This is a genomic window from Methylobacterium sp. FW306-05-D (assembly GCF_058782155.1).
Genome location: NZ_JBYSXL010000006.1, coordinates 72046 through 88902, shown reverse-complemented (window position 1 = coordinate 88902; position 16857 = coordinate 72046). Strand labels below are relative to the sequence as shown.

Genomic DNA, 16857 nt, shown 5'->3' with positions numbered 1-16857 from the left:
TGGGCCGGGAGGCCGGTCGTGCAGCCTGACGCCGACGAGGCCGCAGCCGCGCGCATCCGCGTCGACGCTCTGCTCGCCCGCTTCGAGGCCGGCGGTCTCGCAGGCGTGCCGGACGGAGAATCCCACAACCTTGGCGGCCTGCCCCTGGGGCGCGACGCCCTCGCGGCCCGGCTTACCGAGGCCCCGGAACCGCCGGCCTGGTGGGACCCGAAGCAGGCCGGCCTCGCCCTCGCTGGGGCGGACCTCACCGACGCACACCTGGAAGACACGGACCTCACCGGGGCGAATCTCGCGGGCGCCACCCTCGCGGGTGTCCTCGGACGCTCTGCCCTCTTTGCCGGCGCCACGGTGGAGGAGGCGAACTTCGCGGGCGCCGATCTCAGCGGCGCCCGGTTCACGGGCGTCGCCGGAGGCGAGGCCTGCTTCGACGACGCCATGCTGGAGGATGCCCATTTCGGCGGCGCCGCCATGCGCTTCGCCAAGCTCCGCCGCACGCTCCTCGATGGGGCCAACTTCGATGGGGCCGACCTCTGGGGCGCCGACTTCACCGGGGCGGATGCCGACTACACGCACTTCCGCGGCGCCCGCCTCGACGAGGTCAAGCTCGTGGGCGTCAACCTCACCTATGCGGACTTCGAGGGTGCCAGCCTGAAGAAGACGCAGCTCAGGGGCTCGCGCCTGCGGGGCGCCAACTTCACCGGGGTGAAGCTCGACGGGGCCGACCTGTCGGAGGCGGACCTGTCCGAGACGAGCCTGGTGCGGCTCAACCTGTCCACCTGCGACCTGCGCCACGCCCGTTTCGCCGGGGCCTGGCTCAACGGCACGCGGATGCGGGTGGACCAGCTCGGCGGCGCTGTGGGCGAGGAGATCGTCCGGGACTACGTGGCGGCCCAGGCGAGCTACCTCGCCCTGGAGCAGAACTTCAAGAGCATCGGCAGCCAGGATGCGGCGAGCTGGGCCTACAAGCGCGGGCGCCGGATGGGCCGGTTCCACGCGGGCGCCCAGGCCCGGGCGGCCTGGGAGCGGCGCGCGGGCCCGGACCTCGCCCGGCACGGCTATCAGTGGGTCGCCGACCGCTTCGTGGAGTGGCTCTGCGACTACGGCGAGAGCCTGTCCCGCATCGCCCGCGCCTTCGTCATCCTCATCTTCGTGTTCGCGGGCCTCTACGGCCTCACCGGCGGCCTCATCCCCGAGGGGGGCGACGGGCGGGCGACCTACAATCCCCTCGATCTCGTCAGCTACAGCGCCCTCAACATGATGACCGCCAACCCGCCCGAGATCGGCGTCAAGCCGGTGGGCCGGGTCACCAACCTGCTGGTGGGCATCGAGGGGGCCGCCGGCATCATCCTGATGGGATTGTTCGGCTTCGTCCTCGGCAACCGCCTCCGGCGCTGAGCGCCGGGAACCCGACCGTCCGTTCGCCATGACCACGCTCACCGCGCGCATCGCCGCCCTCTACGAGGGCTCCACGGACCGCGCCCACCGCTTCCGCTACGGCCTCCTCGTCGTCGACGCCGCCACGGTGGTCTATGTCGTGGTGACCTCGTTCCTGCCGCGCCACGCCTGGATCGAGGGGATCGACGTCGCCCTCGGCCTCGTCGTGCTCCTCGACTTCCTGGCGCGCCTCGCCATCAGCCGGAACCGGGCGCGGGAATTCCTGCACCTCTCGACCTGGGCGGACATCGCCGCGGTGATCTCGTTCCTCGCGCCGGTGATCGGGGAGGGGGTCGGATTCCTGCGCATCCTGCGGACCCTGCGCCTGCTCCGCACCTATCAGCTCCTCGACCGGCTGCGCACCGACAGCACGATCTTCCGCGCCAACGAGGACGCCATCCTGGCGGCCACCAACCTCGCGGTCTTCGTCTTCGTGATGACTGGGATCGTCTACGCGACCCAGCACGGCAGCAACCCGGCGATCGGCAACGCCATCGATGCGCTCTACTTCACCGTGACCTCGCTGACGACGACCGGCTACGGCGACATCACCCTGCCGGGTCCGACCGGACGCCTGATCTCGGTCGCCGTGATGATCTTCGGGGTGACGCTGTTCCTGCGCCTGGCCCAGGTGCTGTTCCGCCCGCCCAAGGTGCGGTTTCCCTGCCCGGCCTGCGGCCTGCAGCGCCACGACAGCGATGCGGTCCACTGCAAGGCCTGCGGCACGCGCCTCGCCATTCCGGACGAGGGCGCCGATTGAGCGAGGAGCGAGCCTCGCGTGCGGTGCGGCGGGAGCCTGGATGAACGGAAGCGGAGCCGGCGCGTTTGCGAGCGTCGGGACGCCGATCCTGCTACTGCGGTTCCGTCGCCGCCGCGACCACGCCGGACTTCCCTCCCGCCCCAGGGCGCCAACTCCATGAACCGCATCGCATGACCAGCGCCTCCCCGAAGCGTCCCGATCGTGCCTGGCGCAAGCCGCGCATCCTCGCGGGCGTGCCGAGCTCGCCCCTCGCCCTGGTGCTCATCGGCGTCGCGGTGGCGGCGGGCGTCGGAAACTACCTCGCCGGCGAGGCGAGCCGCATGGAGGGCACGCGCCAGCATGCGATCCTGACAGAGAGCGAGCGTCTGCTCTCGAACATGGTCGAGCTCGAGACGGGGATGCGCGGCTACGTTCTGTTCGGCGAGGAGCCCTACCTGGAGCCCTATCAGGCGGCGCAGAACACCATCGACGGCCAGCTCAACGCCATCGAGGCCCTGACGCGGGAGACCGACGCGCAGGGTCCCCAGCACATGCGCGACCTGCGCCGATTCGTGGAGGCCAAGCGCAGCTACGCCGCGCACGTCATCGATCTGCGCCGGAACCAGGGCTACGACGCGGCCGTCTCGCTGGCCCGGATGGGCGAGGGCAAGCGCACCATGGACGGCGTGCGGGCCGCCGCCAAGGCCGTGCAGGACCACGCCAACGACGTCCTCGCCGCCAGCGAGGCGCGCGACCGCGTGCTCTCCCTGGTGCTGCTGCTCGTGTCGATCGCCTCGGCGCTCGGGGCCGTCGGGCTCCTCGGACGCCTCGCCCTGGTGCGCCGGCGCGACGAGCAGCGCACGGCCGCCCTCCTCGACGGGGTCTTCGCCAATGCCCCCGTCGGCCTCGGCTTCCTCGACCGCGACCTGACGATCCAGCACATGAACCGGGCGCTCGCCACCATGAACGAGCGCGGCTTCGGCGCCGATCTCGGCGCACCGATCTGGGCGAACGTGCAGACCCTTCGGGAACAGCTGATCCCGAAACTCAAGGCGGCCCGCGACGAGGGTCTGGTGACCACCAATGTCGACGTGGCGGTTCCGACGCCGAGCGCCCCGCGGGGGGTGCGCCACTTCCAGATGAGCTTCTATCCCCTGCGCGGCCGCACCGGGGCCGCGGCGGCAGGCCGGGTCCAGGCCGACGGCGTCGGCCTCGTGGTCTCGGACGAAACCCTGCGCAAGCTCTCCGAGGAGCGCATGCGCCACAGCGAGGAGCGCTTCCGCTCGCTGACCGAAGCCACCACGGCCATCGTCTGGACGACCAATCCCGAGGGCGGCTTCGAGGTGACGCCCTCCGAATGGACCCGCTTCACCGGCCAGACGCCCCAGGAGGCGGCCGGGGACGGATGGCTGGGTTCCATCCATCCCGAAGACCGCGCACGCACCGGCACGGCCTGGACCCAGGCCCTGGAGACCCGCTCGCCCTACGAGATCGAGCACCGCGTCCGGCGCCAGGACGGGGTGTGGCGGATCATGTCGGCCCGCGCCGTCCCGATCCTGGAGGAGAACGGCAGTATCCGCGAATGGGTCGGCACCCATTCCGACGTCACCGCCCGCAAGGAGGCCGAACTCGCCCTGGAGGCCGCCAAGGAGGCGGCCGAGGAGGCCAACCGCGCCAAGAGCCAGTTCCTCGCCAACATGAGCCATGAGCTGCGCACGCCGCTCTCGGCGGTGATCGGCTATTCGGAGATGCTGCAGGAGGAGATCGAGGACCTCGGCGAGGAGGGGCTCCTCGCCGACATGCGCAAGATCGAGGCGAATGCCCGCCACCTGCTCGGCCTCATCAACGACGTGCTCGACCTCTCGAAGATCGAGGCGGAGCGCATGGAGATCTTCGCCGAGACCTTCCCGGTGGCCGAGACCGTCCGCGACGTCGCCGCCACCGTGGAGACGCTGGTCGACAAGAAGGGCAACGCCCTCGCCCTGGAGATGGCCGACGGGCTCGGCGAGGCGCGGACCGACCAGACCAAGCTGCGCCAGTGCCTCATCAATCTTCTGAGCAACGCGGCCAAGTTCACCGAGGGCGGGCGCATCGTCCTGGCGGTCTCGCGCGCGACCCGCGACGGGGTCGACTGGCTCACCTTCCGGGTCACCGACACCGGCATCGGCATGAATCCCGAGCAGCAGGCCAAGCTCTTCCAGCGCTTCACCCAGGCCGACGCCTCGACCACCCGCCGGTTCGGCGGAACCGGCCTCGGCCTCGCCATCACCCGCGCCTTCGCCGAGATGCTGGGCGGGCGCATCGAGGTGGAGAGCGAGGAGGGCGCCGGCACCACCTTCACCCTGGCGGTCCCCGCGAGCTACGTGGCGCCGAATCCGATCGAGGCGGCCCACCACGACCCTAACGTCCTGCATCGCCAGGGCGAGGCGCGGCCGATCCCCGGCGGCCATGTCCTCATCATCGACGACGACGCGGCGACGCGGGACCTCCTGGCGCGCTTTCTGGAGCGCGACGGCTTCACCGTCGCCACCGCCCGCGACGGGCGCGAGGGCGTCGAGCGGGCCCGCGAGCTCAGACCGCGGGTCATCCTCCTCGACGTGACCATGCCGCGCATGGACGGCTGGTCGGTGCTGCGGACGCTGCGGGCCGACCCGGAACTCGGCGTGACCCCGATCATCATGGTGACGGTGCTCGACGAGCAGAACCTCGCCTTCTCGCTGGGCGCCACCGACTACCTCCAGAAGCCGATCGAGTGGAGCCAGCTCAAGTCGGCCATGGAGCGGTTCAAGCCCTCCGAGCACGAGGGTCCGGTGCTGATCATCGACGACGATCCGGACGCGCGCGAGCGCCTCTCCGCGATGCTGACCCGCGAGGGCTGGCGCGTCGCCGCGGCCGAGAACGGCGTGGCCGGCCTGGAGGCGACCGCGGCCAAGAAGCCCTGCCTCATCCTGCTCGACCTGATGATGCCGGAGATGGACGGCTTCGGCTTCCTGAGAGCCCTGCGCGAGCGGGCGGAATGGCGGGACATCCCCGTCGTGGTGCTGACGGCCAAGGACATCACCGCCGACGACCGCAGGCGGCTCGCCGGGCGCGCCGACCGGGTGCTGCAGAAGGGGGGCCTGAGCCTCACGGACCTGGCCGAATCCCTGCGCCCGCTGGTCGCTCCGGGAGGAGGCTGAGCCCCGTGCCGGCCGCCAGGCCGAGACCCCTCTGCCGGCCCCCTTGCTGGTCCCTCGGGCCCGGCCTATAGCCCTGGACCCAGCATGACAGCCGCGCCCCAGAGCTTCCCCCACCGGCACCTGCTCGGGATCAAGGGGCTTTCCCGACCCGACATCGAGATCCTGCTCGACCGGGCGGAGGACGCCGTCGCGCTCTCGCGCCAGGTCGAGAAGAAGCGCACCACCCTGCGCGGCCGCACGCAGATCAACCTGTTCTTCGAGCCCTCGACGCGCACGCAGAGCTCCTTCGAGCTCGCCGGCAAGCGCCTCGGGGCCGACGTGATGAACATGTCGGTGGCCTCGTCCTCGGTAAAGAAGGGCGAGACCCTCATCGACACCGCCGCCACGCTCAACGCCATGCGGCCGGACATCATCGTGGTGCGTCACCACGCGGCCGGCGCCGTGCACCTGCTGGCCCGCAAGGTCGATTGCGCGGTGGTCAATGCCGGCGACGGCGCCCACGAGCATCCGACGCAGGCCCTGCTCGACGCCCTGACCATCCGGCGCAACAAGGGCCGGATCGAGGGCCTGCGCGTCGCGATCTGCGGCGACGTCCTGCACAGCCGCGTGGCCCGCTCGAACCTCATCCTGCTCCAGGCTCTCGGCGCGCGGGTGCGGGTGATCGGACCCTCGACCCTGCTGCCGACCGGCATCGAGCGCTTCGGCGTCGAGGTCTTCACCGACATGCGCAAGGGCCTGGAGGGCTGCGACATCGTCATGATGCTGCGCCTGCAGCGCGAGCGCATGAACGGCTCCTTCGTGCCCTCCGTGAAGGAATACTTCCGCTATTTCGGCCTCGATGCCGAGAAGCTGCGGCTGGCCGCGCCCGACGCCCTGGTGATGCACCCGGGCCCCATGAACCGTGGCGTCGAGATTTCCTCGGAGATCGCCGACGGAGCGCAGTCGCTCATCCGCGAGCAGGTCGAGATGGGGGTCGCCGTGCGCATGGCCGTTCTCGAAGCCCTGGCGACCCACCTGCCGAACGCATGAGCGGACCGCGGCGTCTGCCCGGCTACAGGCTCAGCAGCGCACCCTCCGCATCCGGCACGCCCTCCGAGAACACCACCCGCGCGCCGTCGAGGCGCGCCTGCCCGCCCGCGACGAGGGCCAGGGCCCGGGGGTAGAGCCGGTGCTCCTGCACCAGGATTCGGGCGGCGAGGGCCTCCGGATCGTCGCCGGGGCGGACCGGAACGGCGGCCTGCGCGATGATCGGGCCGGCATCGAGCTCAGGGACAACGTAGTGCACGGTGCAGCCGTGCAGGCGCACCCCTGCGGCGAGCGCCTGCTCATGGGTGTGCACGCCCTTGAACAGCGGCAGCAGCGACGGGTGGATGTTGATCATCCGCCCCGCCCAGGATTCGACGAAGCCGGCGGAGAAGATCCGCATGAAGCCGGCGAGGCACACGAGGTCGATGCCGGCGGCCTCCAGTTCGGCGTGCAGCGCCGCGTCGAAGGCCTCCCGGCTCGGATAGGCCCTGTGGTCGAGGGCGCGCGTCGGGATTCCCCGCCCGGAGGCGTAGGCGAGGCCGGGGGCCTCGGGCCGGTTGGCCGCCACCAGCACGATCTCGGCCGGGTAGTCCGGCGCCTCGGCCGCCGCGATCAGCGAGGCCATGTTCGAGCCGCGGCCCGAGATGAGGATGGCGACGCGGGTCCTGCGTCCGGGCGATGACGGGCGGGCGGGCGCCATCAGAAGGCCAGCCGGCCTTCGAAGGTCACGGGCTCGGCCCTGCGCGGGGTGATCCGGCCGAGGCGGACCGGGGAGGCCCCCCCGAGGTCGAGGGCCTTGGAGACGGCGCTCACGCTCTCGGGCGACACCACCACCACCATGCCGATGCCGCAGTTGAAGGTGCGCAGCATCTCGGATTCGGCGACTCCGCCGACGTCCGAGAGCCAGCCGAAGACCGGCGGCGGGATGATCGCGTCGAGATCGATGCTGATGCCGACGCCGTCGGGGAGCACGCGGGGCAGGTTGTCGGGGAAGCCGCCGCCGGTGATGTGGGCGAGCGCCTTGATGCCGTCCGTGGTGCGCAGGGCCGCCAGCAGCGGCTTCACGTAGATCTGGGTCGGCTCCAGCAGGGCCTCGCCGAGGGTCCGGGCGGGCTCGAAGGGCGCCGGGTCGTCGTAGGACAGGCCGCTCCGCTCGACGATCCGGCGCACCAGGGAGAAGCCGTTGGAATGGACGCCGGAAGAGGGCAGACCCAGGACCACGTCGCCGGGCACGATGTTGCCGCGCGGCAGCAGGGTACCCCGCTCGGCCGCCCCGACGCTGAAGCCGGCGAGATCGTAGTCGGAGCCGTCGTAGAGGCCCGGCATCTCGGCGGTCTCGCCGCCGATCAGCGCGCAGCCGGCGAGACGACACCCGGCCGCGATGCCGCGCACGATGTCGGCGCCGACCCCCGGCACCAGCTTGGCGGTGGCGAAGTAGTCGAGGAAGAACAGCGGCTCGGCGCCCTGCACGATGATGTCGTTCACGCACATCGCCACGAGGTCGATGCCGATCGTGTCGTGGCGGTTCGTCTCGATGGCGATCTTGACCTTGGTGCCCACGCCGTCGTTGGCCGCCACCAGGATCGGGTCGCGGAAGCCCGCGGCCTTCAGGTCGAACAGCCCGCCGAATCCGCCGATCTCGGCATCCGCACCCGGCCGACGGGTGGCGCGCACCAGTGGCTTGATCGTCTCGACCATGGCGTTGCCGGCATCGATGTCGACGCCCGCCTGCGCGTAGGTCATTCCGTTTTTGGGCTCGCCGGTCATCCGCGCCGCTCTCCGAGGGTCCGTGTTCCGCGACCTCTAACCGCTCCCGCGCGCCTCCGCGAGTCCGTCGTCGCGGGGATCGGGTCTTCGCGGCGGCGTCGCCCGGGGTGCCGACGCGGGCGAGGGCGGACCCTCGGCCCGCGCATCGCAGCCTTGACCGCGTCCCCTCCCGTTCCCACTGTTGGGTCACGGACGACGTGGACGGGGAACGGCCGATGCGCGGCAGAGCGATGATCGGGCTGATGGCCCTCGTGGGCCTTGTCCTGCTGCTCTACCTGCTCGCCGACGTGATGCTGCCCTTCGTGGCGGGTCTCGCCCTCGCCTACCTCCTCGACCCGATCGCCGACCGCCTCGAGCGCCTCGGGCTCGGACGGCTCTCGGCCTCGCTCCTCATCCTAGCGGTCTTCGTGGTCGGTCTCGTGATCGCCCTGCTGCTCGTTGTGCCGCTCGCCGCCAATCAGGTCTCCGCCCTCGTGGCGACCCTGCCGGGGATGGTTTCGCGGCTCCAGGGCATCCTCGCCGAGCGGGCCGGCTCGCTGCTGCAGCGCGTGGGCGGGGCCGACGTGCTCACCGACCTGCAATCCCAGGTCGGTACCCTGGTGGGGCAGGGGGGCACCTGGTTCCTGACCTTCCTGAAGTCCCTGTGGTCGGGCAGCCAGGCCCTGATCTCCATCGCGTCGCTCCTCGTCGTCACGCCAGTGGTGGCCTTCTATCTCCTCGTCGACTGGGACCGGATGATCGCGACCCTCGACGGCTGGGTTCCGCCGCGCCATCGCCCGGTGGTGCGGCGCCTCGGGCGCGAGATCGACGGGGCAGTGACGGGCTTCGTCCGCGGGCAGACGCTGGTCTGCCTCATCCTCGGCACCTTCTACGCCGTCGGCCTGTTCTTCGTCGGCCTGAACTTCGGCGTGCTCATCGGCTTGATCGCAGGGTTCCTCACCTTCATCCCGTATGTCGGCACGCTCACCGGGTTCCTGCTCTCGGCCGGCGTCGCCCTGGCGCAGTTCTGGCCGGATTCCGACTGGCTGCATATCGGGCTGACCATCGGGGTGTTCGTGGTCGGGCAGTTCCTCGAAGGCAACATCATCTCGCCCAAGCTCGTGGGCGAGTCGGTCGGCCTGCACCCGGTCTGGCTGATGTTCGCCCTCCTCGCCTTCGGCTCGCTGTTCGGTTTCCTCGGGCTGCTGCTCGCCGTCCCGGTGGCAGCCTCCATCGGCGTGCTGGTCCGCTTCGTCCTGGAGCGCTACCTGCAGAGCCCGCTCTACTACGCGGACGCGCCCGTGCTCCTGTCCAAGCCCGAACCCTGAATGGCAACCCGCGACACCGTCCCCCCGAAGCAACTGGCCTTCGACCTGCCGGCCGACCCGCGCTACGGGCGCGAGGATTTCCTCGTGGGACCGGCCAACGAGGCCGCCTACGCGCTCATCGAGGCCTGGCCCAACTGGCCCGACACGGTGTGCCTGCTCACCGGGCCGCCGGGCAGCGGCAAGAGCCACCTCGCCTCGATCTGGGCGACGCGCTCCCATGCCTGGACGGCGCAGGCCTCGGAGATCACCGCCGCCACCGTCCCGCGCTTCCTGTCCAACGGCGCCCTGGTGATCGAGGACATCGACCGAGCCGGTGCGGCCGGCGGTGCGCCCCGCGATGAAGCGGCCCTGTTCCACCTCCTCAACCTCGCGCGTGAGCGCGGCTGCCCGGTGCTCCTGACCTCGGCCAGTTCGGTGGAGGGACTGGGCCTGACCACGGCGGATCTGCGCTCGCGTCTGCGCCTCGCGCCCGGCGCCACCATCCTGCCGCCCGACGACGCCTTGCTGCGCGCCGTTCTCGTCAAGCTGTTCGTCGACCGGCAGCTGGTGGTGGATCTCGCCATCGTCGAGGCCCTCGCCCTGCGGATCGACCGTTCCCTCGGGCGGGCCCGCGACGTGGTCACCGCCCTGGACCGGGATGCCCTGAGCCGGGGGCGGCGCATCACCAAGCCCCTGGCGCTGGCGGTGCTGGAACGCCTCGGCTTCGGAACGGACGAGACCGAGGGCGACGAAAGCGGGGACGAGGACGTCGACGGCCCGTGATCCACCGGATCGCGCGGCCGTGATTGTCATCGAACTGTCAGGAACACCGGCCCGGCCCGTGCTAGGGAGCCGGTCACGCAACCCATAGGAGAGACGCACTTGGCGGACATGGACCCGGACGCAACCGCAGTGGAGAGCGCCACCCCCCGTGGCAGCCAGGCCCGCGCCCAGCCGGCCCAGCCCGCCATGCGCCGAACCGCCTCCGCCAGCGTGGCCGCCAGGGCCCCCTCCGCGAAGGCCCCGGTTGCTCGGTCATCCGTTGCCAAGACGCTCGATGACAAGACGCTCGATGACAAGACGCTCGATGACAAGACGCTCGGTCCAAAGCCAGTTGGGGCAAAGCCATCCGATGCAAGGACGCCTGCCGCGAAGCCCCCCGGCGCCGGGGCCTCCGCCGACCATGCGCCCGAGGCCCTGGCGCCGTCCCCGGAGACTCCGCCGCCTGCCGTGCCGGACGCTCTGCCCGATGCCGACCTGGACCTGCCCATGGCCGGCGACTTGCCCACGCCCGTGGAGGCGGGGCCCGGCGCGCAGGCGCGCGACTCCGTGCGGGAGGCGGGACTCGCCCTGCGCCACTCCCCCGAGCGGTTCGTCAACCGGGAGCTATCCTGGCTCCAGTTCAATCGCCGCGTGCTGGAGGAGGCCTCGAACGCCAACCATCCCCTCCTCGAGCAGGTCCGCTTCCTCTCGATCTCGGCCAACAACCTCGACGAGTTCTTCATGGTGCGGGTCGCCGGCCTGCACGACCAGGTCCGCGCCGGCCTCGTCCTGCCCTCGCAGGACGGCCTGACCCCGGCCGAGCAGCTCGCCCGCGTCGGCACGGAAGTCTCGCACCTCGCCCTCGACCAGCAGGCGCGCTGGCGCGAGCTGCGCCACGAACTCCTCGGCGCCGGCATCGAGCTGACGGAGCCCGCCGGCCTGACGCCGGAGCACAGGGCGTGGCTGGAGGACTACTTCCTCAACCACGTCTTCCCGGTCCTGACGCCACTCGCCATCGATCCGGCGCATCCGTTCCCGTTCATTCCGAATCTCGGCTCCACCATCGCGCTGATGCTGGTCCGCCCCCGCGACGGGCGCACCCTGCGGGCGCTCATCCGCCTACCGGCGGTGCTCGACCGCTTCGTGCGCCTGCCGGATGCCGAGAACGACGCGACCGCCCGCTTCATCGCCATCGAGCAGGTCATCGTCCTGTTCACCGGCCGGCTGTTCCCCGGCTACGCCCTGCGCGGGCAGGGCGCGTTCCGCGTCATCCGCGATTCGGACCTCGAAATCGAGGAGGAGGCCGAGGACCTCGTCCTGCACTTCGAGACGGCCCTGAAGCAGCGCCGCCGCGGCGTCGTCATCCGGCTGGAGGTCGAGGCCGGGATGCCCGAGGACCTGCGCGCCTTCGTGGCCGACGAACTCGAGATCGGCAGCGACGCCGTGATCTTCGTCGAGGGCATGCTCGCCCTCAACGAGCTGTCGCAGATCGTCGGCATCGACCGGCCGGACCTGAAGTTCAAGTCCTACAACCCGCGCTTCCCCGAGCGCATCCGCGAGAGCGGCGGCGACGTCTTCGCGGCGATCCGGCAGAAGGACTTCATCGTCCACCACCCCTACGAGTCCTTCGACGCGGTGGTGCAGTTCCTCGCCCAGGCCGCCCGCGACCCCAACGTGGTGGCGATCAAGCAGACGCTCTACCGCACCTCCTCGAACTCGCCGATCGTCGCCGCGCTGGCGGAGGCCGCCGAGCTAGGCAAGTCGGTCACCGCCCTCGTCGAGCTGAAGGCCCGCTTCGACGAGGAGGCCAACATCCGCTGGGCGCGCAACCTGGAGAAGGCCGGCGCGCAGGTGGTGTTCGGCTTCATTGAGCTGAAGACCCACGCCAAGCTGTCGATGGTGGTCCGTCGCGAGGGCGACCGCCTCGTCACCTACTGCCATGTCGGCACCGGCAACTACCACCCGATCACCGCCCGCATCTACACCGACCTGTCCTTCTTCACCGCCGACCCGGCGGTGGCCCGCGACGTCAGCCGGATCTTCAACTTCATCACCGGCTACGCCGAACCGGCCGAGCTGGAGCGGATGTCGGTCTCGCCGCTCACCCTGAAGCCGCGACTTCTCGAGAACATCGCGGCGGAGGTGGCTCACGCGAAGGCGGGCCGGCCGGCCGCGATCTGGATCAAGTGCAACTCGCTGGTCGACCAGCAGATCATCGACGCGCTCTACGACGCCTCCCAGGCCGGCGTTCAGATCGACTGCGTGGTGCGCGGCATCTGCTGTCTCAGACCGGGCATCCCGGGGCTGTCGGAGACGATCCGGGTCAAGTCGATCGTCGGGCGCTTCCTGGAGCACGGACGCATCTACTGCTTCGGCAACGGCGTCGGGCTGCCCCACCCCAAGGCCGTGGTCTACATCTCGTCCGCCGACCTGATGAGCCGGAACCTCGACCGCCGCGTCGAGGCGCTCCTGCCGATCACCAATCCGACGGTGCATCAGCAGGTGCTGGACCAGATCATGCTGGCCAACCTCCTCGACAACCGCCAGAGCTGGCGTGTACTGGCGTCGGGTGCCAGCGAACGGATCCAACCGGCCGAGGGGGAGGAGCCGTTCAACGCGCACAAGTATTTCATGACGAACCCGAGCCTGTCCGGGCGCGGCAAGTCGTCGAAGAAGTCGAGCCCGCGCGCCCTGAGCCGACGCGCGCAGCGTGGCTGACGGCGGCGTGCCTGACTGTTTGTCCAGAGGAGCCCGCATGGGCCTCGACCCAGCCCGCCCCGGGCCCTTCCAGGGGAACCCCTTGCCGGGGGCCGGGGACCACATCGCGCCGGTGGCGATCATCGACATCGGCTCGAATTCGGTGCGGCTCGTCGCCTATGACGGCCTCACCCGGGCGCCGACGCCGCTCTACAACGAGAAGGTGCTGTGCGGCCTCGGCCGGAACGTGCTCTCCACGGGCCGCCTCAACGAGGAGGCGGTGCGCCGCGCGCTCGTGGCGCTCGCGCGCTTCCAGGTGCTGTGCGACACCATGCGGGTCTCGCGGATCTTCGTGCTGGCGACCGCCGCCGCGCGCGACGCCGAGAACGGCCGGGAATTCCTCGCGGCCGCGGAGGCCGCCTGCGGCCAGCGCATCGAGCTGCTCTCCGGCCGGCGCGAGGCCGAGCTCTCGGCGCTCGGCGTCATCTCGGGCTTCCATGCCCCCGACGGGGTCGTCGGCGACCTCGGCGGAGGCTCCCTCGAGCTCGTGGACGTGCGCGGCGCCACGGTCGGCATGGGCGTGACCATGCCGCTCGGCGGCCTCGCCCTCCAGGACCTGTCCGGGGGCTCGGTCAAGAGGGCGCTCAAGATCGTCCGAGAGAACCTGAAGAAGGCCGCGCCGCAGCTGGAGACCCTGCGCGGACGCAGCTTCTACGCGGTGGGCGGCACCTGGCGTGCGCTCGCCCGCCTGCACCAGTCGGCCCGGGGCTATCCGCTCCACGTCATGCACGGCTACAGCGTCGAGCCCTCGGACGAGTTGAACTTCCTCGAAGTGGTGGAGCGCACCGACGCCGCCCTGCTGCAGGATGTGGAGAGCGTTTCTGAGGCCCGCCGGCCGTTGCTGGCCTACGGTGCGGTGGTGCTGGAGGAGATCATCCGCATCGGCCGCCCGCGGGAGCTCGCGATCTCGGCCAGCGGCGTGCGCGAAGGCCTGCTCTACGAGCAGCTCGACCGCGACGCCCGTCTCGCCGACCCCCTGCTCGCGGCGGCGGCCGAGTTGAATGCGCTGCGCGCCCGCTCGCCTGGCCATGCCGGCGACCTCATCGCCTGGAGCGACCGCTTCATCGCCAGCCTCGAACAGCCGGAGACCGCCGACGAGCGGCGCCTGCGCCACGCGGCGTGTTTCCTGTCCGATATCGGCTGGCGGGCCCATCCGGACTACCGGGGCGAGCAGAGCGTCAACGTCATCACCCACGCGGCCTTCGTCGGCATCGACCACCCGGGCCGGGCTTATCTCGCCCTCGCCATCTACTTCCGTCACGAGGGCATCGCACCCGAGAAGGCGAGCCCGATGCTGCGCAACCTCGCCGGGCCTCGCCTGTTCGAGCGCGCCCGCCTGCTCGGAGCCCTGCTGCGCCTCGCTTTCCCGCTCTCGGCCGGAATGGCGGGCGCCCTCGGCCGCAGTCCCGTCACCATCGCGGACGGCCGGGTGACGCTGACCCTGCCGGCGGATCAGAGCGCCCTGCCCGGAGACCGAATCCTCAACCGGGTGCGCGGCCTCGGTCGCCTGTTCGGACTCGAGGGCCGGATCGTCGAGGCGGATTGAACCAAAACGCAAGCGCAACCGTTTTCCGCGTCCGGTAAGGAGAAACTTGGACATGAAGTCACTCTGTGCAGCAGCGGTTCTGGGGCTGACGATCCTCGGCTCGGTGAGCCCTGTCCTCGCCCAGCCCTACCGCGGATACGACGACGGCTATCGCGGCCGCGACGACGGCTACCGCGGCAGGGGCGACGGATATCGCGATCGCGACGACGACTTCCGGGATCGCGGCCGCGGCCGGCGCGACTACGGCTTCGACGAGGCGGAATACCTGCGCTGCAACCCGGATGTCCGCCGGGCGGTGAACCGCGGCCAGATGGAATCCGGCGCCGCGCACTACCGGGTCTTCGGCCGTCGCGAAGGACGCCGCCTGAGCTGCTGAGGCCTCGAATCGAGGCCGACGCCCCGAGCCCCTGTCGTCCGGGCACCGACCCGGAAGGCCTTGGGCTCGTGGCGCGTCGTCCTCGCTCCGCCGGGTGCCTCGATCACGAGGGGCCCGTCGCCGGTGACGACCTTCAAGGATCATGTCTCGACCCATGCGGCCGGATATGCGGCGCACCGGCCGACCTACCCGCGGGCGCTCTGGTCGACGCCCTCGCGGAGGCCGCGCCGGGGCACGCCTTGGCTCTCGACGGCGCCTCTGCGGCACCGGCCAGCTTTCCGTCCCGCTCACCGATCGGTTCGCGCGCGTTGTCGCCACCGATGCGAGCGCCAGCAGATCGCCCACGCGACTCCGCATGCCCGCGTCGCCTACGGCACCGCTCCCGCCGAGCGGATCGGTCTGCCGGAGGCCAGCGCCGATCGTGGCGTTCGGGGAAAGTCCTGGCGGCGGCCTGGGGTGAGCCCGACGCGCAGCGAGCCATCCGCTGGCCGCTGGCGCTGCGCGTCGGTCGCCTCTGACGGGGGCGATGCAAGCGGATCAGGTCGTCCGCACCGGGAAGATCGCCTTCTTCACGATGGCATGGACGCCCCAGTTCCCGTCGACCACCTGGGTGATGCCGAAATCCACCGCGATGGACATCAGCGAGATCGCCTCGTCCTCGGTCAGCCCATGCCCGTGCATCAGAAACTGCCGCATCTTGCGGAAGGCATCGCGCATGGCGAGATCGATGGAGGATTTGGCGAAGATCGCGTTCTGCGCGTCGGGCCCGAGATCGGCGAGGTAGTTCGGGTAGCTGAAACCCGAGAGCACCCAATCCTCGGCCGTCTCGATCATCGGGAAATCGAGGGTCTCGAGGGCCGTACCCGGAAGATCCGCCTTCTTGTGCAGGATGAACTGGAAGGTGCCGGTGAGCGAGCACTCGATGGCGGTGCCGCAGAGCTCGGAATCCCCCTGGCTCGCATGCGGGTCGCCCACCGAGAACAGGGCTCCCGGCACGGCGACGGGATAGTACAGGGTCGCGCCCTTGCCGATGCGCCAGTTGTCGATGTTGCCGCCGGTATAGCTCGGCGGGATGGAGTTCACCATCTCGGCCTCCTTGGGCGCCAGGCCCATGGTGCCGAAATGCGGGCGGATCGGCACCCGGAAGCCCTTGAGCACGTCGAAATTGCGCGTCGTCCTGGCGTGGTCCACCGGCAGGCCCGGATAGTCGATGGTGGGGTGGTCGATTCCGGCGGGGTCGGTCACGCCGGGCCAACGGAAGCTGTAGACCGCCTGGGCCCAATCGCGGGCCCCCGTGGCGTCGACCTCGTAGATCGTCACCACCTCGCGCGGCCGATCACCAGTGATCATGTCCTTGTAGTGATAGCCCCAGTTGGCGGCGGCGTTGCTGCCGAAGGTGCGGCCCTTGAAGGCCGGGTTGGCGCAGGGGCGAGGCGCCACGTCGAGGATGCGCACCTCCAGGACGTCGCCGGGCTCGGCGCCCCGGATCGCAACCGGGCCGGTGCAGATGTGCACGCCGAGGCCGCCGCCGGGTCCGAACTTGGTGTCCTCCGGCCCGGCCCCGCGCCGGGCGACGCCCTTCTTGTCCTTGGTCCAGAGGAAGACGCTCTCCGCACCGGGATCGCCCGTGACCATGCGCTCGGCGTCGTCGTTGGCGTGGTGGGTCAGGGTCTCGATGGTGACGTAGTCGCCGGACTCGATCTCGACCTGAGGTTTGAGACTGCGGCTGAAATAGCCCCAGTGCACCGTCTCGGCGGTGGCGGGCAGGTGGTAATGCGCCGTCTGCTTCAGGGCTCGCTTCGCGCTCACCTCGGCGAGGGCCGGCCCCGGCAGGGTGAGGCCGCCGGCCATCAGGGCCGCCGCCCCGCCCGAGGCAACGAAGCCGCTCTTCAGGAAGGCCCGCCGCTCCGGCGCGAGGTCTCGCAGGAAGCGGCGGCGATGCTCCGCGAAATGGCCGCAACTCGGATCGTCACCCTGGCACATCG

12 protein-coding genes are annotated in these 16857 nt (G+C 70.8%); 9 read left to right on the top strand and 3 right to left on the bottom strand.

Features of this window, described 5'->3' with window-relative positions; genetic code table 11:
• Positions 1-18 precede the first annotated feature (18 nt).
• The 4 genes from AC3WLN_RS04390 (at position 19) to AC3WLN_RS04375 (ending at position 6381) form a co-directional block, all read left to right on the top strand.
• Positions 19-1395, top strand: a complete 1377-nt coding sequence (locus AC3WLN_RS04390) for a pentapeptide repeat-containing protein (protein WP_492479822.1) — start codon at positions 19-21, stop codon at positions 1393-1395.
• 28 nt (positions 1396-1423) lie between these two features.
• Positions 1424-2194 carry a potassium channel family protein gene (locus AC3WLN_RS04385; protein ID WP_492479820.1) on the top strand — a complete coding sequence of 257 codons (771 nt, stop codon included), beginning with the start codon at positions 1424-1426 and terminating at the stop codon, positions 2192-2194.
• Positions 2195-2364: 170 nt separating this feature from the next.
• Positions 2365-5352, top strand: a complete 2988-nt coding sequence (locus AC3WLN_RS04380; RefSeq protein ID WP_492479818.1) for a response regulator — start codon at positions 2365-2367, stop codon at positions 5350-5352.
• Positions 5353-5436: 84 nt separating this feature from the next.
• Positions 5437-6381 carry an aspartate carbamoyltransferase catalytic subunit gene (locus AC3WLN_RS04375; RefSeq protein WP_492479816.1) on the top strand — a complete coding sequence of 315 codons (945 nt, stop codon included), beginning with the start codon at positions 5437-5439 and terminating at the stop codon, positions 6379-6381.
• Positions 6382-6403: 22 nt separating this feature from the next.
• On the opposite strand, the gene purN is transcribed toward AC3WLN_RS04375, so the two are convergent.
• Both purN and purM read right to left on the bottom strand, forming a co-directional pair.
• A complete protein-coding gene (gene purN, locus AC3WLN_RS04370) occupies positions 6404-7078 on the bottom strand; it encodes a phosphoribosylglycinamide formyltransferase (RefSeq protein WP_492479814.1) in 675 nt (224 codons plus the stop codon).
• Positions 7078-8145, bottom strand: a complete 1068-nt coding sequence (gene purM, locus AC3WLN_RS04365) for a phosphoribosylformylglycinamidine cyclo-ligase (RefSeq protein WP_492479812.1) — start codon at positions 8143-8145, stop codon at positions 7078-7080. The genes purN and purM overlap by 1 nt, the downstream gene beginning before the upstream one ends.
• Positions 8146-8360: 215 nt before the next feature.
• Between purM and AC3WLN_RS04360 the strand changes: the two genes are divergently transcribed.
• The 5 genes from AC3WLN_RS04360 (at position 8361) to AC3WLN_RS04340 (ending at position 14872) form a co-directional block, all read left to right on the top strand.
• Entirely contained in the window at positions 8361-9452 is a 1092-nt protein-coding gene (locus AC3WLN_RS04360) for an AI-2E family transporter (protein WP_492479810.1), read from the top strand.
• Positions 9453-10214, top strand: coding sequence for a P-loop NTPase family protein (locus tag AC3WLN_RS04355; RefSeq protein ID WP_492479808.1), 762 nt, complete (start codon positions 9453-9455; stop codon positions 10212-10214).
• Positions 10215-10700: 486 nt separating this feature from the next.
• Positions 10701-12911, top strand: a complete 2211-nt coding sequence (locus tag AC3WLN_RS04350; protein ID WP_492479883.1) for an RNA degradosome polyphosphate kinase — start codon at positions 10701-10703, stop codon at positions 12909-12911.
• A 37-nt stretch (positions 12912-12948) separates the two neighbouring features.
• Positions 12949-14496: an exopolyphosphatase gene (gene ppx / locus AC3WLN_RS04345; protein ID WP_492479806.1), complete on the top strand. Its 1548-nt coding sequence runs from the start codon at positions 12949-12951 to the stop codon at positions 14494-14496.
• Between the two features lie 52 nt (positions 14497-14548).
• Positions 14549-14872 (top strand): hypothetical protein, encoded by a 324-nt coding sequence (locus AC3WLN_RS04340; protein ID WP_463777477.1) that lies wholly within the window; start codon positions 14549-14551, stop codon positions 14870-14872.
• Between the two features lie 537 nt (positions 14873-15409).
• On the opposite strand, the gene AC3WLN_RS04335 is transcribed toward AC3WLN_RS04340, so the two are convergent.
• Entirely contained in the window at positions 15410-16855 is a 1446-nt protein-coding gene (locus AC3WLN_RS04335) for an acetamidase/formamidase family protein (protein WP_492479804.1), read from the bottom strand.
• Positions 16856-16857 lie beyond the last annotated feature (2 nt).